At 64.2% G+C, this 22,392-nt stretch carries 19 protein-coding genes and 1 pseudogene; 12 read left to right on the forward strand and 8 right to left on the reverse strand.

Features of this window, described 5'->3' with window-relative positions; translation table 11 throughout:
• Positions 1-125 precede the first annotated feature (125 nt).
• Together JQ553_RS11905 and JQ553_RS11910 are read left to right on the forward strand one after the other, a co-directional pair.
• Positions 126-308, forward strand: a complete 183-nt coding sequence (locus JQ553_RS11905) for a hypothetical protein (protein ID WP_212500120.1) — start codon at positions 126-128, stop codon at positions 306-308.
• Positions 309-400: 92 nt separating this feature from the next.
• Complete coding sequence (locus JQ553_RS11910; protein WP_212500121.1) at positions 401-1,120, forward strand: DUF899 family protein; 720 nt, start codon at positions 401-403, stop codon at positions 1,118-1,120.
• 106 nt (positions 1,121-1,226) lie between these two features.
• Here JQ553_RS11910 and JQ553_RS11915 read toward each other — a convergent pair whose 3' ends face one another.
• From JQ553_RS11915 to ald, 7 genes are all read right to left on the reverse strand, one after another.
• Positions 1,227-2,099 carry an ABC transporter permease gene (locus JQ553_RS11915; RefSeq protein ID WP_212500122.1) on the reverse strand — a complete coding sequence of 291 codons (873 nt, stop codon included), beginning with the start codon at positions 2,097-2,099 and terminating at the stop codon, positions 1,227-1,229.
• Positions 2,096-2,857, reverse strand: a complete 762-nt coding sequence (locus JQ553_RS11920; protein WP_249144171.1) for an ABC transporter ATP-binding protein — start codon at positions 2,855-2,857, stop codon at positions 2,096-2,098. Before JQ553_RS11920 ends, JQ553_RS11915 begins: the two co-directional genes overlap by 4 nt.
• Positions 2,858-2,925: 68 nt before the next feature.
• Positions 2,926-3,972, reverse strand: a complete 1,047-nt coding sequence (locus JQ553_RS11925; RefSeq protein WP_212500124.1) for an ABC transporter substrate-binding protein — start codon at positions 3,970-3,972, stop codon at positions 2,926-2,928.
• The gene (gene leuB, locus JQ553_RS11930; RefSeq protein ID WP_212500125.1) at positions 3,972-5,105 is read right to left on the reverse strand and encodes a 3-isopropylmalate dehydrogenase; all 1,134 of its coding nucleotides are present in this window, start codon (positions 5,103-5,105) and stop codon (positions 3,972-3,974) included. Before leuB ends, JQ553_RS11925 begins: the two co-directional genes overlap by 1 nt.
• A complete protein-coding gene (gene leuD / locus JQ553_RS11935) occupies positions 5,102-5,737 on the reverse strand; it encodes a 3-isopropylmalate dehydratase small subunit (protein ID WP_212500126.1) in 636 nt (211 codons plus the stop codon). The genes leuB and leuD overlap by 4 nt, the downstream gene beginning before the upstream one ends.
• A 1-nt stretch (position 5,738) precedes the next feature.
• Complete coding sequence (gene leuC / locus JQ553_RS11940) at positions 5,739-7,127, reverse strand: 3-isopropylmalate dehydratase large subunit (RefSeq protein WP_212500374.1); 1,389 nt, start codon at positions 7,125-7,127, stop codon at positions 5,739-5,741.
• Between the two features lie 232 nt (positions 7,128-7,359).
• Positions 7,360-8,475 (reverse strand): alanine dehydrogenase, encoded by a 1,116-nt coding sequence (gene ald, locus JQ553_RS11945; RefSeq protein ID WP_212500127.1) that lies wholly within the window; start codon positions 8,473-8,475, stop codon positions 7,360-7,362.
• Between the two features lie 143 nt (positions 8,476-8,618).
• On the opposite strand from ald, the gene JQ553_RS11950 reads away from it, so the two are divergent.
• From JQ553_RS11950 to JQ553_RS11960, 3 genes and pseudogenes are all read left to right on the forward strand, one after another.
• Positions 8,619-9,092, forward strand: coding sequence for an Lrp/AsnC family transcriptional regulator (locus JQ553_RS11950; protein ID WP_312015128.1), 474 nt, complete (start codon positions 8,619-8,621; stop codon positions 9,090-9,092).
• 110 nt (positions 9,093-9,202) lie between these two features.
• Positions 9,203-10,156, forward strand: coding sequence for a hypothetical protein (locus tag JQ553_RS11955; protein ID WP_249144174.1), 954 nt, complete (start codon positions 9,203-9,205; stop codon positions 10,154-10,156).
• Positions 10,157-10,240: 84 nt separating this feature from the next.
• Positions 10,241-10,946, forward strand: a pseudogene (locus tag JQ553_RS11960) (type 1 glutamine amidotransferase).
• Between the two features lie 618 nt (positions 10,947-11,564).
• On the opposite strand, the gene JQ553_RS11965 reads toward JQ553_RS11960, so the two are convergent.
• Positions 11,565-13,199 carry an MASE4 domain-containing protein gene (locus JQ553_RS11965; protein WP_249144176.1) on the reverse strand — a complete coding sequence of 545 codons (1,635 nt, stop codon included), beginning with the start codon at positions 13,197-13,199 and terminating at the stop codon, positions 11,565-11,567.
• A gap of 518 nt (positions 13,200-13,717) precedes the next feature.
• Here JQ553_RS11965 and JQ553_RS11970 point away from each other — a divergent pair.
• The 7 genes from JQ553_RS11970 (at position 13,718) to JQ553_RS12000 (ending at position 22,386) form a co-directional block, all read left to right on the forward strand.
• On the forward strand, positions 13,718-15,136 hold the full coding sequence (locus JQ553_RS11970; protein ID WP_212500129.1) for a M20 family metallopeptidase: 1,419 nt from the start codon (positions 13,718-13,720) through the stop codon (positions 15,134-15,136).
• A gap of 309 nt (positions 15,137-15,445) precedes the next feature.
• Positions 15,446-17,236 carry a peptide ABC transporter substrate-binding protein gene (locus JQ553_RS11975; RefSeq protein WP_212500130.1) on the forward strand — a complete coding sequence of 597 codons (1,791 nt, stop codon included), beginning with the start codon at positions 15,446-15,448 and terminating at the stop codon, positions 17,234-17,236.
• A gap of 280 nt (positions 17,237-17,516) precedes the next feature.
• Positions 17,517-18,476, forward strand: coding sequence for an ABC transporter permease (locus JQ553_RS11980; protein WP_212500131.1), 960 nt, complete (start codon positions 17,517-17,519; stop codon positions 18,474-18,476).
• Positions 18,442-19,359, forward strand: coding sequence for an ABC transporter permease (locus JQ553_RS11985; protein WP_212500132.1), 918 nt, complete (start codon positions 18,442-18,444; stop codon positions 19,357-19,359). Before JQ553_RS11980 ends, JQ553_RS11985 begins: the two co-directional genes overlap by 35 nt.
• Complete coding sequence (locus JQ553_RS11990; RefSeq protein ID WP_212500133.1) at positions 19,359-20,339, forward strand: ABC transporter ATP-binding protein; 981 nt, start codon at positions 19,359-19,361, stop codon at positions 20,337-20,339. The genes JQ553_RS11985 and JQ553_RS11990 overlap by 1 nt, the downstream gene beginning before the upstream one ends.
• Positions 20,336-21,304 carry an ABC transporter ATP-binding protein gene (locus tag JQ553_RS11995; RefSeq protein ID WP_212500134.1) on the forward strand — a complete coding sequence of 323 codons (969 nt, stop codon included), beginning with the start codon at positions 20,336-20,338 and terminating at the stop codon, positions 21,302-21,304. Before JQ553_RS11990 ends, JQ553_RS11995 begins: the two co-directional genes overlap by 4 nt.
• 167 nt (positions 21,305-21,471) lie before the next feature.
• A complete protein-coding gene (locus tag JQ553_RS12000) occupies positions 21,472-22,386 on the forward strand; it encodes an ankyrin repeat domain-containing protein (protein ID WP_212500135.1) in 915 nt (304 codons plus the stop codon).
• The last annotated feature ends 6 nt before the right edge of the window (positions 22,387-22,392 follow it).

Genomic DNA, 22,392 nt, shown 5'->3' on the forward strand with positions numbered 1-22,392 from the left:
GATCCGACCGCTCGGCTGCGAAACTCCATGAACAGGCATTCACCTGTGTGGCGAAATGATCATGTTCCCCGCGTTGAATAGCCCGAATTGCTGCCCCACGTCGTTCTCCAACAGGAGGACGTCTCATGAAGCAGTCGCAACATTTTCTCGAGAATGCAGCCAACTGTGCGCAGCTCGCCGAGCGAGCGACCGACGAGCCAACCTACAATCGCTACAAACGAATGGAAGCCGCCTGGAGGGCGTTGGCCAAGGAGCAGGACTGGCTCGACGGTGAAACCTCGCCGTCGGAAACTGGCTTGGATGCCTAACGTGCTCGACGAGTCCAACCACGACGACGGGAGGAGCGCGGAACCCGCTACGGCGCCCAGCGTTTAGGCTCTGACAACGTGGAGACCGTGCCATGGAGCAACTTCGCTATCCGAACGAAAGTGCGGAGTACCGAGCCGCCCGCACCGCGCTCCTGAATGACGAAATCGCACTCCGCGCGCAGATCGAGGCGGTGGCGGCCAAGCGCCGCGCGCTGCCGCCGGGCGGTGAGGTGCCCGAGGACTACGTGTTCGAGCGCATCGGCAGCAATCAGTCGCCCGAGACGGTGAAGATGTCGGAGCTGTTCGGCCCGCACGATACACTCATTCTCTACAGCTTCATGTACGGGCCCGAGCGCGACCTACCTTGTCCCGGTTGCACGCATCTGATCGACGGTCTCGACGGCGCGGCGCGACATGTCGGCCGACGCGCTGCGATGCATATCGTCGCAAAATCCCCGATCGCCCGCCTCGCCGCGTGGGCACATGCCCGCGGCTGGAATCATCTTTCGCTGGTGTCGACCGCGGGCAACAATTACGACGCGGACTATTTCGGCGACACCTCAAAACTGTCCCGGGAAATGCGCACGCAGCACGACGTCCCGGACGGCCAGAACTGGGACGAAACGATCTTCAACGTGTTCAAAAAACAGGGCGGCGTGATCCGCCACTTCTGGGGCTCGGAGATGAGCTACGCACAATCGCCTCCCGGGCAGCATCACCGCGCAGGGGATCTTGTCGATCCGCTATGGGGTCTTCTGGACATGACGCCCGCCGGCCGCGGCGATTTCTTTCCGAAGGTCAATTACGTCTGAAGCCGCTCAGGACGCCGGCGCCGCCGCAAGGGCTGGTGAGCTGCCGTCCTATGAGGCGAATCGTTTCCGATTTCGCCGACCCAATTCCAGTTGCTCGGCACGCCGCCTACTCCGCGCTTGGTTGCCGCTGCCAGCGCAGCAGATAGGCCTGCAGCCGCCAGATGATCGCCGACAGCACCACGCCGACCAGCATCAGCACGACGACGGCGACCATCATACCCGAGGCCTCGCCCCGCGCCTCGGATTCGATGATCAGCCGGCCGATGCCGCGTTCGGCGCCGATGAACTCGCCGACGATCACGCCGATCAACGCAAACGAAATCGCCGGCGTCAGTGAGGCGAACACCCAGGCCATGGTCGACGGGATCACGACGGTGCGGGTGATCTGCCATTCGCTGGCGCCGAGCAGCCGCGCGGCGTTGGTGAAACCTTCGTCGATCGACCGCGCGCCCTCGAATGTGTTGAAGAACACCAGGAACACCACGACGATCCAGGAGGTCACGATCTTCGACATGTCGCCGATCCCGAACGCCAGCACGATGATCGGCGCCAGTGCGATCCGGGGGATCGAATTTACCGCGGTTATGAACGGCTGGAAGATCGCGCTCAAGCGGTCCGAGCGCCCGAGGATCAGCCCGGCGACGAAGCCGCTGATCACGCCGGTGATGAAGCCGAAGAACGTGTTCTGCAGCGTCACGCCGGTTGCAGCCCAGAGATTGTTCTGGTTGCGCGCCAAACATTTTGCGAAGTCGCCGTTCAGCCAGCCGTTCCAGCCGCCGAGCTTCGAGGTGAGGCAGCTCTGGATCAGGAAATTCTCGAAAATCATCGACGGTTTTGAGATGAAGTAGGGATCGAGCAGGTCAGGCACCAGCCACGGCAATCGCGTGCGCAGGTCGTAGCCCCATTGCCAGATCGACAGCACCACGATGCAGATCAGGGCCTGCCACGCGATCGTGTTGAGCCTGCTGTATCGCTTCATGCGCTGCGGCCTTTAACAAATTCTTCGCCGAGCGAATGCCAGATGTGCTGGAACAGCTCGGCGTAGCGCGGCGTCTCGCGCACCTTGACCGCGTCGCGCGGCCGCGCGACGTCGACCTCGAACATGTCCTTGATCCGGCCCGGCCGCGCCGAGAACAGGATGATGCGGTCGGCAAGCGTCAGCGCCTCGCCGAGATCGTGGGTGACGAACAGCACGGTCTGCTGCTCGCGCTCCCAGATCCTGAGCAGCACCTCATGCATGTCGATCTTGGTGTGGGTGTCGAGCGCGCCGAACGGCTCGTCCATCAGCAGGATCTGCGGCTCGACGATCAGGGTGCGCATCAGTGCCGCGCGCTGGCGCATGCCTCCCGACAGCGCCGAGGGATAGGCGTTCTCGAATCCTTTCAACCCGGCCTGCGCCACGCATTCGGCGATGCGCCCTTTCCTCTCCTGCGCCGGCACGCCGGCGAGTTCCAACCCGTAGCCGATATTGTCGGCGACGGTCCGCCAGGGGAACAGCGTGTCGCGCTGGAACACGTAGCCGACCTCCGGCGTCGCCTTGCCCGCCACGACGCGCTTGCCGTCGATCAGGATTTCGCCGCCGCTCGGCCGGATCAGGGAGGCGATCATGTTGAGCACGGTGCTCTTGCCGGAGCCCGAGGGACCGAGCAGCGCGACGAATTCGCCGCGTCGGACATCGAAGGAAACGTCGCGCACCGCCTCGATCGCGGTATTGGCGAGTTGGAACGACTTGCTCAAGCCCCTGACCTCGACCCGCCGGACATCGAGGGATCGCGGCAATGGCGCGGCGCTCGTCTCCAGCGCGCTCAACCCGGATAGGCCTTTCGCGCCGCGTCGATGAAGGTCGGGACGACGACATCAGCGATGGTCAGCGGCTTGATGCCGGTCATCTCGCGGAACCAGACCTTTTCCCCGCGCGCGAATTCAGCGGCGTCGATCGTGGCGTCATAGTCGGCGACCTTCTGCAGCGCGGTGATCTCCAGCAGGTTGGCGCCGCGCGAGGTGCTGCCGACATAGGGCTCAATGGCGTCGTAGATCTGCTCCGGCGTATGCGTCTTGATCCACTGCGTCGCGCGCCAGATCGCGGTGACGAAGGCCTGCATCTTGGCAGGGTCCTTATCGATAGTCGCCTGCGTCGAGAAATGCGACGTCACCGGCACCTTCCCACCGATATACTTGTTCCAGATGGCCTCGTCGGTGCCGTCGAACAACAGTTCGCCCCAGCCCTGCTCGCGTGACTCATTCAGAAGCGATAGCGAGCTGACGAGGATGTCGGCCTGCTTCGACTTCAACGTGCCGAGCATGGTGTCGACATTGCCGGTGCCGATCCATGTCACCTTGTCGTCAAGCCCCATGGTTTCCATGTAGTAGGAGGCCCAGACGTGGTTGGTGCCGCCGAGCGACGAGACCGAGACGATCGGCTTGCGGCCATCCGGCCGTTTCCACTGCGTGAAGGCCTCCAGCGTGTTGATGCCCTGGTCCTTCAGGTCCTTGCGGATGATGAACATCACCGAGCTCGATCTTGTGTCGACCGGCATCAGCACCCGCCCGCCGCGGCCGCGGTTTGAGAGCTGCATCGGATGCGTGATGTCGCCGATCCCGATGTCGCCTTGCGAGGAGGCGATGATCTCGCGGGTCTTCACGCCGCTGCCGCCCTGGATCAGCTTGCAGTCGAGCCCTGCCTCCTTGAAAAAGCCGATACGGTCGGCGACGAACTGCGTCTGGTAGACCGGGACTGCGACGGGATAGATCACGCGGCCCGAATTGTCCGCGGCCCTTGCCCGACCGCCGAGCGCGGCGGCGCCGCCGGCTGCGATGATCGTCAGCGCCGAACGTCTTGAAACATTGGCCATCACGCGTGCTCCCTGGCCGAGACCTTGTCGAGCGCGCTCAGCACCGCGTCGCCGATCTCGACGGTCGAGAGCTTTTTCGCGCCGGCCTCGGCGATGTCGGCCGTCCGCGCACCGGATGCGAGCGCGGTCTGAACCGCCTTCTCCAGGAGGTCGGCGTCCTCGGGGCGGTTCAGCGTCAGGCGCAGCATCATCGCGACGCTCAGAATCGAGCCGAGCGGATTGGCGATGCCCTTGCCGGCGATATCGGGTGCGCTGCCATGTACCGGCTCGTACAACGCCTTGCGCCTTCCGTAGCGATCCACCGGCCCGAGCGAGGCCGACGGCAGCATGCCGAGCGAGCCCGAGGCCATCGCCGCGCAGTCGGAGAGGATGTCGCCGAAGATGTTGCCGGTCACCATCACGTCGAATTGCCGCGGCTCCCGCACGATTTGCATCGCGGCGTTGTCGACATAGAGATGGGTCAGCTCAACGTCGGAGAATTCCTCCTCGTGCAGCTTGATCACCTCCTCGCGCCACACCACGCTGGTCTCCAGTACATTGGCCTTGTCGACCGAGCAGACCTTGTTGCGCCGCGTCCGCGCCAGCTCGAATGCGGAACGCGCGACGCGGCGGATCTGGTTGGTGGTGTATTGCTCGGTGTTGAAGCCGCGGCGCTGGCCGTCCGGCAGGGTCTCGATGCCGCGCGGCTCGCCGAAATAGATGCCGCTGGTGAGCTCGCGGATGATCACGAAGTCGACGCCGTCGAGCACCTCGGCCTTGAGCGGTGCCGAGGCGGCAAGCGCCGGGCTTGCAACGATCGGCCGCAGATTGGCGTAGAGATCGTATTTGCTCCGGAGTCCCAGCAGGCTCCCCGCTTTGCGCGCCGCGGCCGGCACCTCCCTGGTTTCCGGCCCGCCGGTCGCGCCCCACAGAATCGCGTCGGCTTCGTCCATCGCTTCAGCAGTGTCCTCCGGCAGCACCTTGCCGGTTGCGAGATACGGAATGAGCCCATACTGCGCTTCACGCAACGTCATCGGCACGCCGCGCTTGGCGGCGAACCAGTCGAGCACGCGGCGCGACTGCGCGGTGACCTCGGGGCCGATGCCCTCGCCGCCGACCACGGCGACCTTGATCATGTTGGATTGATTGCTCATGCCGGTGTCCTTGCGAAATGAATCCATGGGCGTGCCGCGCGGTCGGAGGCCTGGAAGGCGCGGATCTCGTCGTCGCGCGTCAGCGTCAGTGCGACCTCATCGAGCCCCTGCAAAAGTCCCTCGCGCCGTCGCGGGTCGATCTCGAACGTATGGCGCTGGCCGGACGGCGAGACGATGGTCTGCGCCTCAAGATCGATCGAGACTTTGCCCGCGCCCTGCGTCGCCTCGATGTCGGCGGCCAGTCCATCAACCACGGACTTGTCGACGACGATGGGCAATATGCCGTTCTGGAAGCAGTTGGCGAAGAAGATGTCGCCAAACCCCGAGCCGATGACGGCACGGATCCCCATCTCCTGCAACGACCACACCGCGCCTTCGCGCGATGAGCCGCAGCCGAAATTCGGTCCCGTCACGAGGATCTCCGCCTGCCGGTACGGCTCGCGGTTCAGGATGAAATCGGGATTTTCGGAGCCGTCCGGCAGATAGCGCAGCGAACCGAACGCCCATTTGCCGAGCGTGCCGCGCACGGAATTGCCGACCAGCCGCTCGATGCGGATGATCACGTCGGTATCGATATTGCTTCGCATGATCGGTGCTGCGGTTGCGGTGAGCTTGTTGAACGGTTTTGGCATCTCAGCGCCCCATGGTCCTGACGTCGGCGATCGCGCCGACAATGGCGGATGCGGCGGCGCTTGCGGGGCTTGCGAGATGCGTCCGCGCCCGCGGCCCTTGCCGCCCGACAAAGTTGCGGTTCGAGGTAGAGACCGAGCGCTGCCCGGGCGCGACCACCTCACCATTGGCGGCAAGGCACATCGAGCAGCCCGGCTCGCGCCACTCAAATCCTGCGTCGGTGAAGATCTTGTCGAGCCCTTCGGCGACAGCCTCGCGCTTGACGTTCTCCGAACCCGGCACGACCCAAGCGCGGACGCCAGCCGCCACCTTGCGACCGCGCGCCACTTCCGCCGCGGCGCGCAGATCGCTCAGCCGACTGTTGGTGCAGGAGCCGATGAACACCCAGTCCACCGGCGTGCCCGCGATCGGCGCGCCAGCCTGCAGCCCCATATAGTCCAGCGCGGCTTCGATCGCGGCGCGGCGCACGGGATCGTCGACCGCCCTCGGATCGGGAATGTGACCATCGATGCCGATGACATGCTCGGGGCTGATGCCCCACGTCACCTGCGGAATGATTTTCTCAACATCGATCACGACCTCGCGGTCGAACACAGCGTCCGGATCGCTTCTTAGTTCGCGCCACGTCGCAACCGCCTGCTCCCACATCGCGCCGTGCGGTGCGTAGGGGCGGCCGCGCAGGAATTCGAACGTCTTTTCGTCGGGCGCGACCATGCCCATCTTGGCGCCCAGTTCGATCGAGAGGTTGCAGATCGTGAGCCGCCCCTCGATCGGCAGCTCGCGGATCGCGCTGCCTGCATATTCGACCGCATAGCCGGTGCCGCCAGCGGCGCCGACATGCCCGATCAGCGCGAGGATCATGTCCTTGGCGGTGACGCCGAGCGGCAGCTTGCCCTCGAACCGCGCGCGCATGGTTTTTGGACGGCGCTGGATCAGTGCCTGCGTCGCCAGCACATGCGTGAGCTCGCTCGACCCGATCCCGAAGGCGAGCGCGCCGAGCCCGCCATGAGTGCAGGTGTGGCTGTCGCCGCAAACGATCGTGCAGCCCGGCAGGCTCAAGCCGAGTTCGGGCCCGATGACATGAACGATGCCCTGGCCGGGTTGATCGACGTCGAACATCGTAATCCCGCTCGCGGAAGTCTCGGCCCGCAACGCAGTCAGCAATTCCTGCCCGATCTTGCTGGTCCCGGCTCGGCCATGCGCCGTGGATATGGCGTGGTCGGGGGTCGCAAATGTCAGCTCGGGATTGTGGACCTCGAGCCCCCTGCTCTTGAGGTCAAGCAGGCCGCGCGAGCCGCCGAGATCGTGCAGCAGATGACGGTCGATATGCAGGAGATCGGTGTCCTCGCTCAGGCGCGCGATGACATGCTGGTCCCAGATCTTGGCCAGCATTGTTCGACCGGTCTTTTCCAAGACAGTCCTCCCTTTGGGATTCTCGAGGCTAGCGGCGAGACCCGCTGATCGTCGCTTTGGCGCGGCGTTGGTTGGCGGCATCAAATCATGCAGGCCGCCGTCCCGCCAGAGCGGAGTGACGAGCATGGCATGGAGGGAGGCCTGCGCCCGCGCGGCTTGACAAGATCGGACGATGGTCCGGAGCGGCGCGCCAAGAATTGTACGGTGTCGCTCAGGACGCCAGCGCCTCCTCCGGCATCACCACCGCGAGGTGTTGGCTCTCGGCGACAGCACGGTTGGTGATCCGGCCACGATGAACGTTGAGGCCGGCGCGTAGATGCGGATCCTCGATCAGCGCGCTAAGCCCTTTGGCCGCCAGCGCGAGGCCGAACGGCAGGGTCGCATGGTTGAGCGCGTGGCTCGAGGTGACCGGCACCGCGCCCGGCATGTTGGCCACGCAGTAATGCACGATGTCATCGACGAGGTAGGTCGGCGCCTGATGCGTGGTCGGCTTCGAGGTCTCGAAGCAACCGCCCTGGTCGATCGCGACATCGACCAGCACTGCGCGACGCTTCATGCCCGCGAGTTGCGCGCGCGACACCAGCTTGGGCGCGCTCGCGCCAGGAACCAACACCGCGCCGATCACGACATCGGCAGCGAAGACTTCCTGCTCGATCGCCTCCAGCGTGGCATAGCGGGTGCGGACGCGTCCAAGAAAGATGTCATCGAGCGCGCGAAGCCGCTGCACCGAGCGATCGAGAATGGTGATGTCGCCGCCGAGCCCCGCCGCCATGCGGGCCGCATGCGTGCCGACCACGCCGCCGCCGATGATCGCGATCCGCGCCGGCGGGACGCCTGGCACGCCGCCGATCAACTTGCCCATGCCGTCGGCCGACTTGCGCAGCGCCGCGCCCGCAGCCTCGATCGCAAGCCTACCGGCGACCTCGCTCATCGGCGCCAGCAGCGGCAATCCGCCATGCGCGTCGGTGACGGTCTCGTAGGCGACAGCCGTGCATCCGGATGCGAGCAGACCGTTGGTCTGGGCAACATCAGGCGCGAGGTGAAGATAGGTGAAGAGGATCTGGCCTTCACGCAGCCTGATCCATTCGGACGGCTGCGGCTCCTTCACCTTCACGATCATGTCGGCGACCGAAAAGACTTCTTCAGCGGTATCCGCAATCCGGGCTCCGGCCTGGGTATAGACTTCATCAACGGCGCCGATGCCATCGCCCGCGCCGCGCTGCACGACGACCTCGTGCCCGTGGGCCACATATTCCCGCACGGAGGCCGGTGTCAGTCCGACCCGGTATTCCTCGACCTTGATCTCCGTGGGCACACCGACGCGCATGGTCCGCTCCCGCAAAATTCCGCCGCCGCCGCCCAACCCAAGTTAATCGCAATCGGCCGGCGTTTCTCGGCGAAATCCGGCTTGTCCACGCCGCGATACGCCCATATTCTTCGCAGTTGGCCAGTGACCTAGAGGAAAACTGCGTGAACGGTCTTGATCGCATCGATTTCCGAATCCTGGCCGAACTGGTCTCCGATGCCCGCGCGAGCCAGATCGAGATAGCCGAGAAAGTGGGGCTGTCGCCGACCGCCTGCGCGCGGCGTATCCGGCATCTCGAGGAAAGCGGCGTCATCCGCGGCTACCGCGTCGACCTCGAACCTCAAGCGCTCGGACTGGTCACGACGGTCGTCGTCACCATCACACTTGAAAAGCAGAGCGAGGACTATCTCGCGGCGTTCGAGGCCGCGATCGCGCGCTGTCCGGACGTCGTGTCCTGCCATCTGATGTCGGGCAGCGACGACTATCACTTGCAGGTCATCGCCCGCGACATCGCCGACTTCGAGCGCATTCACAAGCAGCATCTGTCGCGGATGCCCGGCGTCGCCCGCATCCATTCGAGCTTCGCCATGCGCGAGGTCGTCCGCCGCACCATTCCGGAAACCGCGCTGCGCGGCTGAGTTACGCCGCAGGCTCATCCCGCCCGCATGCATTTTTGTGTCGTGATTCGCGACGAATTGTGACAGAACTACTACACATACATGTCACTTCGGTTACGCGTGGAGCGGTGATGAGCTTGGAATGGCGTTCGAGGCCGGTTTCCCTGGCCTGGTCTAACCCGGTGGCCTGGTGGTGGAGCCTGTTGACGCTGGTCAGCGGCGTCAACATCGCGGTCTGGTTCACGCTGTATCGCGAGCTCGCCGAGCACCCGGCCAAGGGCCTGGGCGACGCTCCCGGCATCGGGCTGATGCTCGTACTCTGCGCGGCCTATGTGTTCGGCTGCGCGTTTCGGTCGCTGTTGCCGCGCGCGGATGTCCAACGCATCTGTCTGTTCGACACCTGGCTGTCGAGCGTCACGGTTGGCCGCTCGGTCGCCACCGTGGCCGAGCTGGGCTTCGCCGCGCAATGGGCGATCATCCTGTATCAGCTCGGCACCATGACGGGCGCACAGACCGTCGTGAACGTCGCCTGGGTGATCGTGCCGCTGATCCTGATCGCCGAATGCTTCTCCTGGTATGCTGTACTGACCACCCACTATCTCGGCAATGCGATCGAGAATTCGATCTGGGCGGTCGCCTTCTTCCTGGTCGGCATCGCCCTTTGCCGTCTGCTGCCTGAATTTCACGGCCCGGTGCGCTGGGCCTTCATCATCGCGATCCTCGGGGTCGCGGGCTACCTCGCGTTCCTCATGACCGTCGACGTCCCGATGTATCTGAGCCGCTGGCGGGCCGAACTCGCCGAGGGCAGCAAGCTGCTCCACCCGCTCGAGGGCCTGCGCGACGCCAGCACGCGCTGGGTCGTGACGCATGATATCGCTGAGTGGAAGGATGAGATCATCTGGATGTCGCTTTATTTCAGCATGGCGGTCTGGGCGAGCCTTGCGCTCTGCGTCTGCTACTCGCTCGAGGATCATCTCCTGCGCTACCGCACCGAGGCGCCGATCGCGAGCGGGCCGTCGCGCACGGCGCCGGTCGCGCATCATGCCATCGCGGCGACCGGGCCGGCGCACATGCGCCAGAACTGATCTTCCGCCGTTCTGCGTGGCTTGAGGCAAGCTGCGCTTTCGGAGTAAAGCACCACCTGCTTGATCCTCCAGCCCGGGCGTCCCATGCCGCGCGTCACGATCATCGAAACCGGTCGGGTTGGCTCTCCTCGCCGCGAACTTTATGGAACCTATCCGCAGATGTTCGAGCGGATGATCCGCGCCGCGGATGCAACCGTCGCCTGCGATGTCGTCAGCGTCATCAACGGCGAGCTGCTGCCCGATCCTGCGGGGCTCGATGCAATCCTCATCACCGGCTCTGCGGCCGGCGCCTATGATGATATCGCCTGGATTGCTCGAGGACTTCGTGCGCGCAGCCCACGACAACAACGTTCCGATGGTGGGCGTCTGCTTCGGCCATCAACTGATCGCGCAGGCACTGGGCGGCACCGTGCGCAAATCCAAAAATGGCTGGGGCACCGGACGCCACGTCTATCGGGTGGCGCCGGACAACGGACTGATCGAAGGCGATGAGATCGCCATCGCGTGCTCGCATCAGGATCAGGTGATCGCGCCACCTGCGTCGGCGCGCACGATCATGTCGTCCGCGTTCACACCCTATGCCGGACTGCTCTACGCGAACGGCACGACGCTGTCGGTGCAGCCGCATCCGGAATTCGACGTCGGCTACGCCTACGCGGTGTGCGAACTGATCGCCGGCCACGCGCCCGATGCCGTGATCGCCACGGCCAAGGCATCGCTTGCGCAGCCACTCGACCACGCCAAACTCGGCGGCGCCATCACGCGCTTCCTCACGAGCCGATCGAGGTAGCGACGCGTCGGCGGCGAGGCCGTTCGGCTCATTGTCGAGTCCGTCGTTGCGAGGAGGGACAAGAATTTCCCGCAGCGATGAGGGTGTGGGTTCGCGTTCTCGCAGCATGTTTTGCCCGAGGCTTGCATCATCTTCGCGCCCTTAAGAGCGAGGGCGCAGGGAAAGCCGGGCGCCGATCGCACCCATGGGTCCCGTGCAACAAAAAGCACGGGGGTAGGACCACAGGTGTAACCGGAAACAACCCGGCTTTCCCTGCGCGATGGTTTACGGCTTATACGTGATCTCCTCGGTGAGACCGGGCTTTGTTGCCACCGTCGCCCCTGAGAAGCGCGAGCTTCTTAAGGACTTAACACCAGCCACTGGGGCGTCAGGACCACACGACTTCGCCGTCCGCGTTGCGCGCACTCGTCAGTTGCGCACTCCGCGTCCACCGCATCTCACCGCAACACTCGTGACGATCGCGAAGCGCCCCTCAATCGGGTGAGACGGGCGGAATTGAACACCTGATTTGCCCGACGACGGAAGTGGAATATTTTTCGCGCGAGGACTGGACGACGAGCCCAAATCAATGATCGCCAATCTCCGCGCCGGTGGCGACACGAAGCCAAGCAAAGATCACTAAGCGCTCGCGGCCGACGCCGCGATGGATGAGGCCGAGCCGTCAGGATCAACGGGCACCGTAAAGTGAAAAATAGCGCCGCCACGGCTCGTGTCGACGGTGACCCACAATCGTCCCTCATGCGCTTCGATGATCGACCGGCAGATCGACAGCCCCATACCCATGCCGTGCGTCTTGGTCGTGAACATCGGGTTGAATATCCGATCCACAGCGTCGCGATCGAGGCCCTTCCCCGTATCCTCCACCGACACCATCACATATCTGGACTGACGGGCTTCAGACTTGATGGACAGGCGCCGCTCTCCATTCTTTGCAGCCATGGCGTCGATAGCGTTCGTGATCAAATTCACCAGCACTTGCTGGAGCTGAATGCGCTCGCCCATGACCCGCGGCAGCCGCTCGTCGGATCGAGCTTGGACCGCGATCTGATATGCCTGCAGCTTGTCGCGAACGACGGACAGAGCTTCCTGAATGACATCGTCGATATCAAGCGACGCGCGGGTCCGTGCGCCCATCCTGTACTGCGCCCGGATATTTTCGATCACGGCGTCCGCACGGTGGCCGGCGGCCACGACGCGCCCAAATGCCTTCCTGACACCATCAAGGTCGGGCTCGACACGATCAAGCCAATTCAATCCCGCGTTCGCACTCGCAATGATCGCCGTCAACGGTTGTTTGACTTCGTGGGCAATTGAAGCCGAGACCGCATCGCCGGTGACGAGGCGCGCATCGCGTTCGCGGCGTTGCGCGAGGACCGCGTGGAGCAGTTGCGCGTAAAGCGTTGTTATCTCGTGCAACAGCACGAAGAGCACGAGAATACTGGACACGAACCCGAAAATCCGGCCAGCATACCAGCTGCCGCTGAAGCGGGCCGGATCGGGAAACGAGACCAGGTAGATCTCAATTGCGCACGCGCAGACAACCACCATCAGCCACAGATCGAGCACCGAGCTTTGGCGGATCCAGAGCAAAATGAGGGCAACTGCGTTCCACAGGATCAGACAACCGGCAAGATAAAGCCAGAGGGTAGAGAAACGGACCGGATCGATTGAGACGCGGGGCAAGTATGCATCACCCGCTGTGACAACAACTGTCACGGAGCACACGACGGCCGCGGACATCAGCACACTCGAAACGATGGTCGTGCCCACTGAGCCATCCCACGATTGCTTGGGCGGATCGGTATCCTTCAACAGGACGTATGCGATGACGAACGTGGGAAAACTGGCGTACTGCAGAACGTAGAGCCAATGCGTGCTCTGTAGCCCCGCGCCAAGCAGACCATCTGGCGTGAGCAGCCCCGGAAACGTCAGCATCCATGGGATGACCATGAGCGCCGTGACGAGATACCCAGTCGAGATTGCGAGGAGGGAACGCGAGCGCAGGATGGCGAACTGATTGAACAGCAGGACCGCGGTGATCAAGTCATTCACGAAGATCGCCGTGCCATAGGCCGGGACGAAGGCGTCGATCCGCCCCAGCTGGATGTTCGAGAGCGTCCCTGCCGAGACGAGAAGCACGCCAAGGAAGGAGAGCGCAACCGCAAGGGCAAGCCGTCTCTGCGACGGGCTGGGCGACAAGTTCGCGAGGGTGAGGGGCTGATCCTCTGGAACAATTACGACCGGCTTCATCATCGGAAGGACTCTTCACAACGGCCGGAACGCGCGGCTTGATGCCCCGAACGCCTCGCCGTTTTCATCGCCGGCCGCCGCAGCTCATGCCGTTTCCGCCCTGAGCAGAGATATATCGTGTTTGGACGAGGATATCGATGGGCCCGGCGCGGGCAATTAGTCTGGCTCCGTCCTCCCTAACGGCCATTTTCGCTTAGCCCGACAGACGACAACGGGACCATACCCGGCCTCGTCCCAAGCCAATCTCATACGACATCACAGCGAGCCCGAATGCCGACGTTTCCGCGTCGTCATTGCCGGTTTCATCCGAGCCTTCCATGTCTTTCCTCACGTGGTAATCAGGACGTGGATGCCGGGACAAGACCTGTGCGAGAACCGCTTGCGGGACGACCGGCCATGCAGGCGTCGAGACTTGTCCTTGAGGGAAACCTGACCTGCCCGGCACGCGCTGGGCGAGGTCATGCCAAGCTGCTAGCTTCCGACACTTCATATTGTTGCTTTGCAATCAGGGACCAGAGCAAATGGATAATCGTAGTGATGTCTGGCGCGGCGTCGACGCGATCAAACCGCGTTTCATTGAATTGAGCGACAGGGTGTGGGCGACACCGGAGGTTTGCTACACCGAAGCGCGTTCGTCCGCCGAACATCTTGCCGAACTACGCCACCAGGGCTTCCGCGTCACCGAAAGCATCGCCGGGATCCCGACCGCGCTGATCGGCGAATGGGGCGAAGGCGGCCCGGTGATCGCCTTCCTCGGCGAATATGATGCCCTGCCCGGCCTGAGCCAGGAGGCCGGTGTAGCCGAGCACTGTCCGATCGAGACCGGCGGCCACGGCCATGGCTGCGGCCACAATTTGCTCGGCTCCTCGGCATTGCTCGCCGCCACCGCAGTAAAGGACTGGCTTGCCGCGAACAAGGCACCAGGGCGCGTGCGCTATTACGGCTGCCCCGCCGAGGAAGGCGGCGCGGCGAAGACCTTCATGGTGCGCTCCGGCGCGTTCGATGACGCCGACATCGCCATCACCTGGCATCCGCACAGTTTTTGGGAAGTAGCGGTAACGCCGTCGCTCGCAAACACCCGCGCCGACTTCACCTTCACCGGGCGCACGTCGCATGCCGCGGCCTCGCCGCATCTCGGCCGCAGCGCGCTCGATGCGGTGGAGTTGATGAATGTCGGCGTGAACTATATGCGCGAGCACATGCCAAGCGACGCCCGCGTGCACTATGCGCTGCTCGACACCGGCGGCATCGCCCCTAACGTGGTGCAGGCACATGCCCGCGTGCGCTATTCGATCCGCGCCCGTGACCTGGCCGGCATGAACGAACTGGTGCAGCGCGTGCACAAGATCGCGCAGGGCGCGGCGCTGATGACCGAAACCACGATGGAGATGAAGATCATTTCAGCGGTCTCCAACATCCTGCCCAACACGCCGCTGGAACGGACATTGCACCGGATCATGGAAGACCTCGGCCCGCCGCATTTCGACGACGCGGACAAGGACTTTGCGAGCCAAATCCGCGCGACCTTGACCGAGAAGGACATCGCTTCGGTTTATTATGCGATCGGGATGGATCCGACCGATCGGCCGCTCGCCGATTTCCTGGTGCCGATCGACGCCAGGCGCAATCCGCTGATCGGCTCGACCGATGTCGGCGACGTCAGTTGGGTGGTGCCGACCGTGCAGGTCCACGCCCCCACGGTCGCGATCGGCACCCCCTTCCACACCTGGCAGGTGGTGGCGCAGGGCAAGACCCCGGCCGCCCACAAGGCCATGGTGCAGGCCGCCAAGGCGATGGCGGGCCTCGGCGTCAAGGCGCTGATGGAGCCGGAGCTGATCGCCGCCGCCAAGGCCGACCTGAAAAAGCGGACGACCCGGACCCCGTATGTCAGCCCGCTTCCGGCCGATGCTGCACCGCCGTTGGACATGTCCCTGGCCTGACCCGGTGCCTTCGAATGACGCCCGGCCCGAGCGCCGCTCGGGCGGGAGCGCGAAAAGCACGCCGGAACAAAGAATAACGAACAAATTTTTCGCAGTCCGAGGTGCGCCAAGGGCGTACTTCGGCACGAAATTGCCGCAGCCGTGTGCGCCGGCAAGGCAGTCTGCATAGGCGATAGCCAAAAAGACCTACGGCTTGGGCTCCGCGAGGCGTTGACCTCCGAGGCCATTCGGTGTGCCATCTGCCGCCAATATCCGGCGGCCCGTTTCCGCGGCCGGCCGCAATCAACCAGAACCGGACGAGGGGCGACGATGTTCGACAAAGACCTGCGCACCATGATCGACGACGTGAAGGATGGACGGATTGACCGCCGCGCCTTCGTCAAGCGCATGATTGCCGTCGGCCTGACCGCGCCGATGGCGAACCAGATCCTCGCGATCGGCGGTGTCGCAATGGCGCAGAGCCCCACCCCCTACAAGCCGACCAAGCGCGGCGGCGGCGGTCCGTTGAAGCTGTTGTGGTGGCAGGGCCCGACCCTGCTCAATCCGCATTTCGCCACAGGCACCAAGGATCAGGACGGCAGCCGCATCTTCTACGAGCCGCTCGCCAGCTGGGACGCCGACGGCCATCTCAACCCGATCCTCGCCGCGGAAATTCCGTCGATCCAGAACGGCGGGCTCGCCGCCGACGCCAAATCGGTGGTCTGGAAACTCAAGCCCGGCGTGAAATGGCATGACGGCAAACCGGTCACCGCCGACGACCTCGTGTTCAACTGGGAATATGCGAGCGATCCCGCGACCGCAGCCGTATCGGTCAGCACGTACACCGGCCTCACCGTCGAGAAGCTCGACGACCTCACCGTCCGCATCAACTTCAAGGACCCGACGCCGTTCTGGGCCAACGCCTTCGTCGGAGCCTATGGCTGCATCATCCCGAAGCATCTGTTTGCCGAGTACAAGGGCGGCAAGTCGCGCGAAGCGCCAAACAATCTGAAGCCGATCGGCACCGGCCCCTACAAATTCGTCGAGTTCAAGCCCGGCGATCTGGTGCGCGGCGAGATCAATGCCGACTACCACATGGCCAACCGACCCTATTTCGACACCATCGAGATGAAGGGCGGCGGCGACGCGGTGTCGGCGGCTCGCGCGGTGATCCAGACCGGCGAATATGACTTCGCCTGGAATATCCAGGTGGAAGACGAGGTGCTGCTGCGCCTCGAGAAGGGCGGCAAGGGCAAGACCGTCTATGCCGTCGGCGGGGACATCGAGTTCATCGCCATCAACTTCACCGACCCCAACACCGAGGTCGACGGCGAGCGCTCGTCGATGAAGACCAGGCATCCGATCCTGTCGGACGCGGCCGTGCGCAAGGCGCTGGCACTCCTCGTCGATCGCGAATCCGTCAAGAAGGTGATCTACGGCCGTGCCGGCCGCACCACCGCGAACTACCTCAACGGTCCCGAGGAATTCGTTTCCAAGAACACGCGCTGGGAATTCAGCATCGACAAGGCGAGCCAGCTCCTGGAACAGGCCGGGTGGAAAGCCGGCGCCGACGGCATTCGCGAGAAGGACGGCAAGAAGCTGAAACTGCTCTACCAGACCTCGATCAACGGGCCGCGCCAGAAAACCCAGGCGATCGTCAAGCAGGCCTGCCAGAAGGCCGGCATCGACGTCGAACTGAAGTCGGTCGTGGCGTCCGTCTTCTTCTCCTCCGATGTCGCCAACCCCGACACTTACTCCAAGTTCTACTCCGACATCGAGATGTTCCAGATCCCGATGACCCAGCCCGACCCGGCCCTGCACATGCGCCGCTACCATTCGCGGAACGTCGCCACCAAGGAGAACAAGTGGCAGGGCCAGAACTTCCCGCGCTGGGTCAACAAGGATTTCGATGTCGCGATCGACGCGGCGGAGACTGAGACCGATCCGCTCAAGCGCGCCGACCTCTACATCAAGTGCAACGATCTGATGTGGCAGGACACGGTGGTGATTCCCGTGATGCATCGCCTTGCAGTGGACGCCTGCTCGAACACGCTGCGTCCGGCACTCTCGGGCTGGGCCAACCGATCCGACAATCTGCAGGACTGGTATCGTGAAGCCTGAGACGTGATGGATTCGGAATTGAATGAGTCCATCTTCTCGCTCTCCCCGTTCTTACGGGGTCAAGGCGAGCGAAGCTCGCTCTTGGAAGGCTGAGTGAGGGGCTCTGTCTACGAATGCGGCGGAAGGTGAGTTCGTGGAGAGTCCCCCTCACCCGGAATTCAAGCTGCGTTTGAATTCCGGCCTTTGCCCGCATGCGGGACGAGGTAAATCCGAGTTCGCCTTTCGATTTGAAGCACATCATCATGCTCTAGCCGGGTGCGAGCGTTAGTCGGATGATCCCATGAGTCAGTACGTCCTGCGTCGCCTCCTGATCGCAATCCCGAGCCTGCTCGGCATCTCGCTCGTGCTGTTCGTCGTGCTGGCGCTCGCGCCGGGCGATCCGTTCGGCGAACTCGCGACCAATCCGAACGTGCCGCCCGAGGTACAGGCCGCGCTTCGCACCAAGTTCGGCCTCGATGATCCGATCTACATCCGCTATTTGCGCTGGCTCGCGGCGATGGCGCAGGGCGACTGGGGCTTCTCCTTTGTCAGCCGGATGAACGTCGACACGTTGATCCTGCAGCGGCTGCCAGCCACGCTCTATGTGATCGGCTCGGCGCAACTGCTGGCGCTGTTGATCGCGATCCCGGTCGGCGTCTATGCGGCAACCCGGCCCTATTCGATCTTCGACCAGGTCGCCAACACGCTGGCCTTCGTCGGCTTCTCGCTGCCGACCTTCTTCACCGGCATCCTGTTCATCCTGATCTTTTCGGTGAAGCTCGATTGGCTGCCCTTTGTCTACACCACCGACATCAAGGAGACCGGCATCCTCTGGGTGCTCGAGATGATCCGGCAAGCCATCATGCCGGTGATGGTGCTCGGCCTGTTCCAGGCAGCCTCGATGACCCGCTTCGTGCGCTCCGCGATGCTCGACGTGATCCGCCTCGACTACGTCACCACCGCGCGCGCCAAAGGGCTCGGACAGGCCAAGGTGATCGTCAAGCATGTGATGCGCAATGCGATGATCCCGGTCGTCACCCTGATCGCGCTGCAGATGCCCGCCGTGTTCGGCGGCGCCATCGTTACCGAGCAGATCTTCCGGATTCCCGGCATCGGCTCGCTGCTGATTTCCTCCATCCTCGCCAACGACACGCCGGTCATCATGGCCGTAACCTTCGTCTTCGCGTGTCTCGTGGTGCTGTTCAACCTGATCGCTGATGTCCTCTATGGCTGGCTTGACCCTCGCATCTCCTTCCGCTGAGCGGCGCGGCTATTCGCCCTGGCGCGAGACCTGGCGCCGCTATCGCCGGCACAAGCCGGCCGTGGTCAGCGCCGTGCTGCTGCTGGTGCTGATCCTCGCCGTCGTGCTCGGCCCCTTCGTCTGGCGCGTCTCGATCAACGACATGGATGTCGTGGCCGGCCTGCAGGGGCCCTCGCTGGCGCATCCGTTCGGCACCGACGATCTCGGGCAGGACATCCTCGCCCGCATGATCTACGGCGGACGCATCTCGCTCGCGGTGGGGCTTGCCGCGATGATCGTCTCGGTCGTCGTCGGCACGCTGATCGGCGCGGTCGCGGGCATGTCGCGCGGCGCGGTCGGATACATCCTGATGTGGCTGACCGACCTGTTCCTGTCGCTGCCGCAACTTCCGCTGCTGCTGCTCCTGATCTACCTGTTCCGCGACGGACTGAAGGCGGTGTTCGGTCCCGAGGGCGGCATCTTCATTCTGATCGTGCTCGTGATCGGAGGCTTGCGCTGGATGCCGGTCGCGCGCCTGGTGCGCGCCCAGTTCCTCTCCTTGCGCGAGAAGGAGTTCGTCGAGGCAGCGCGCGCGCTCGGCGCGAGCCCCGTGCGGCAGGTGGTGCGCCATATCCTGCCCAATGCGGTCGGACCCGTCATCATCGCCGGCACGATCGACGTTGCCGCCGCCATCATCGCGGAATCCACGCTGTCGTTTCTCGGCCTCGGCTTTCCGCCCGACACTCCGACCTGGGGCCGCATCCTCTATGATGCCAAGGACTTTCTCGACATCGGCCCGCATTGGGCGCTGTTCCCGGGCGGCGCTATCTTCATCGCAGTCGTCGCCATCAACTTCATCGGCGACGGTCTGCGCGACGCGCTCGATGCGCGCAAGGTGATCTGATGCGGCCGCTGCTTCAGATCAAGGGCCTGAAGACCCATTTCGCCACCGACGACGGCATCCTGCAGGCCGTCGATGGCGTCGACATCAGCATCAACAAGGGCGAGACGCTCTGCGTCGTTGGCGAATCAGGTTGCGGCAAGACCGTGACCGCGATGTCGATCCTGAAGCTGATTGCGATGCCGCCGGGCCGCATCGTCGAGGGCGAGATCATCTTCGAGGGGCGCGACCTCGTGCCGCTGACGAGCAATCAGCTCGACGACATCAGAGCCAAGGAGATCGGATTCATCTTCCAGGAGCCGATGACGTCGCTCAACCCGGTGCTGACGATAGGCGAACAGATCTCGGAAAGCCTGCGCCGCCACGAGGCGGTGACGAAAAAGCAGGCGCTCGAGCGGACGATCGAGATGCTCAAGCTCGTGCAGATCCCCAACGCCGAGGGACGCGTGCATCATTATCCGCACCAGTTCTCGGGCGGCATGCGCCAGCGCGTCATGATCGCGATGGCGCTTGCCTGCCGGCCCAAGCTCGTGATCGCCGACGAGCCGACCACCGCGCTCGACGTCACGATCCAGGCGCAGATCCTCGACCTCTTGCAGGACATGAAGGAGCGCTTCGGCATGGCGGTGATGCTGATCACCCATGCCATGGGCGTGGTCGCCGAGACGGCGCAGCGCGTCGTCGTGATGTATGCCGGCAAAGTTGTGGAGGAGGCCGATGTCGATGCGCTGTTCGCCGATCCGCGCCATCCCTACACGCAGGGCCTGATCCGCTCGATCCCGCGTATCGATCTCGACGCCGAGCACAAGACGCGGCTGGAGGCGATCGGCGGCTCGGTGCCAATCCTGATCAAGCCTGCGCCCGGCTGCCGCTTCGCGCCGCGCTGCCGTTACGCCATGGGCATCTGCTCCGAGAAAGAGCCGCGTTTGCGAGAAATCGCCCCGGGCCATCGCATGGCCTGCCACCTCGGAGACGCGCCATGAACCAACCATTGCTGCGCGTCACCAGCCTCAAGAAGCATTTCCCGGTGCTCGGCGGATTGCTGTCGCGCGAGGTCGGGCAGGTTTACGCGGTGGACGGCGTGTCGTTTGCGATCAATCGCGGTGAGACGCTGGGCCTGGTCGGCGAATCCGGTTGCGGCAAATCAACCACGGGTCGCTGCGTGCTGCGCCTGATCGAGCCGACCTCCGGCGAGATCGTGTTCGACGGGCAAACGGTGACCGGCCTCGGCAGCGGCGATTTGCGCGCGATGCGGCGCAACATGCAGCTCGTGTTCCAGGACCCGTTCGCCTCGCTCAATCCGCGCATGACGATCGGCGCGATCCTCGGCGAGCCCTTCATCATCCACAACCTCGTCGCCTCATCGAGCGAGCGCGAAGAGCGGGTCGCAAGCCTCCTCGTCAAGGTCGGGCTGAAGGCCGAGCACATGCGCCGATATCCGCACGAATTCTCGGGCGGCCAGCGCCAGCGCATCGCGATTGCGCGTGCGCTTGCGCTGGAGCCGAAGCTGCTGGTCTGCGACGAGCCCGTGTCGGCGCTCGACGTCTCGATCCAGGCACAGGTGATCAATCTCCTGGAAGATTTGCAGGCCGAGCTGAACCTCACCTATCTGTTCGTCGCCCACGACCTCTCCGTCGTGGAGCACATCTCCGACCGCGTCGCGGTGATGTATCTCGGCCGCATCGTCGAGCTTGCCAAGGCGAGCGACCTCTACCGCAATCCGCAACATCCTTACACCAAGGCTCTGCTTTCGGCGGTGCCGGTGCCGGACCCCAAGGCGAAGCGCGCGCGGATCCGCCTCAAGGGCGACGTTCCGAGCCCGATGAATCCGCCGAAGGGCTGTCATTTTCACACCCGCTGCCCGATAGCCGAGGAGCGCTGCCGGCAGAGCGCGCCCGAACTCCGGGAAGGAAGCAGCGGCCACTTCGTGGCGTGCCATCTGGCATAGCGGGTGGCTGAGGTCGGGCGGTTGCCTTGCGCATCGCTACCGTATTGAAGCAGCTCTCCGGACCGGCCGTTGCGCGTTGCCACGCGCGACTTGGCAGCAGCGGGGGATCGTGCGACGCTGACCGAAACGGCGATAGTGTTCACAGCGCCGTGGCGGAGGAGCGCATCTTGTATCGTCGCATTGCCCTGGCGGCGCTTTTCGTGGTTGGCGCCGCGCAGGCGGCTCCGGCCGCGACGGATCCAGCACGGTGCCGCGAGCTCAACCGCAAGTATGAGACGGGCAAGGCCCAGTTCACCGCGATCGAGGTGTCGTTGACGCTGTTCGCGGCCGCAAACGCCAACTGCGTCAACCTCGCCACCCGATTGCTCGATCAAGGCGCGTCCGTCGATGCGCGGGACCGGCTGGGCGCGCGGCCGCTCAGCCAGGCCGCGCGGTCCGGCCATCTCGAAATGGTCGACCTTCTGCTTGAGCGCGGCGCGCCGGTCGACGCACGCAACCTGGCGGGATCGACGGCGCTCTATTTCGCTGCCGAACGCGGCCATGTCGCCATCGTGCAGCGACTGATCGATCGCGGCGCCGACGTCAATCTCAGCGGTCGCAGCGGCGCGTCCCCGGTCGCAGCCGCGGCCTATGCGGGCAGGGATATGATTGTCAAAATGCTGCTGGCACGCGGCGCCGACGGCCGCAAGCCTGACGACACCGGCAAGCCGCCGATCGTATATGCGGCCGCGGGCGGCCAGCTCGGCATCGTCAAGCAGTTGCTGGCGCTCGATATCGACGTCAATGCCCGCTACGCCAACGACCTTACGCTGTTGATGTGGGCATCCGGCCCCGACGAGGCCGTGCCGGAAGCGCAGGCACTCGAAATCGTCGCGTATCTCCTGCAAGCGGGCGCGAAGATCGACGATTACGATGCGCGCGGGCGCACCGCGCTGATGATCGCGGCGGAGGGCAATCATCCAGCGATCGTCAAGGCGCTGCTGGCGCATGGCGCGGATCCTGCGCTGACCGACAAGGCGGGAAAACGCGCCGCTGACCTCACGGTGTTGTCGGCGCTGCGCGAGGAGCTGACACCGCGCTGATCGCGC

Source organism: Bradyrhizobium lablabi (genome assembly GCF_018131005.1).
GTDB lineage: Bacteria > Pseudomonadota > Alphaproteobacteria > Rhizobiales > Xanthobacteraceae > Bradyrhizobium > Bradyrhizobium lablabi_D.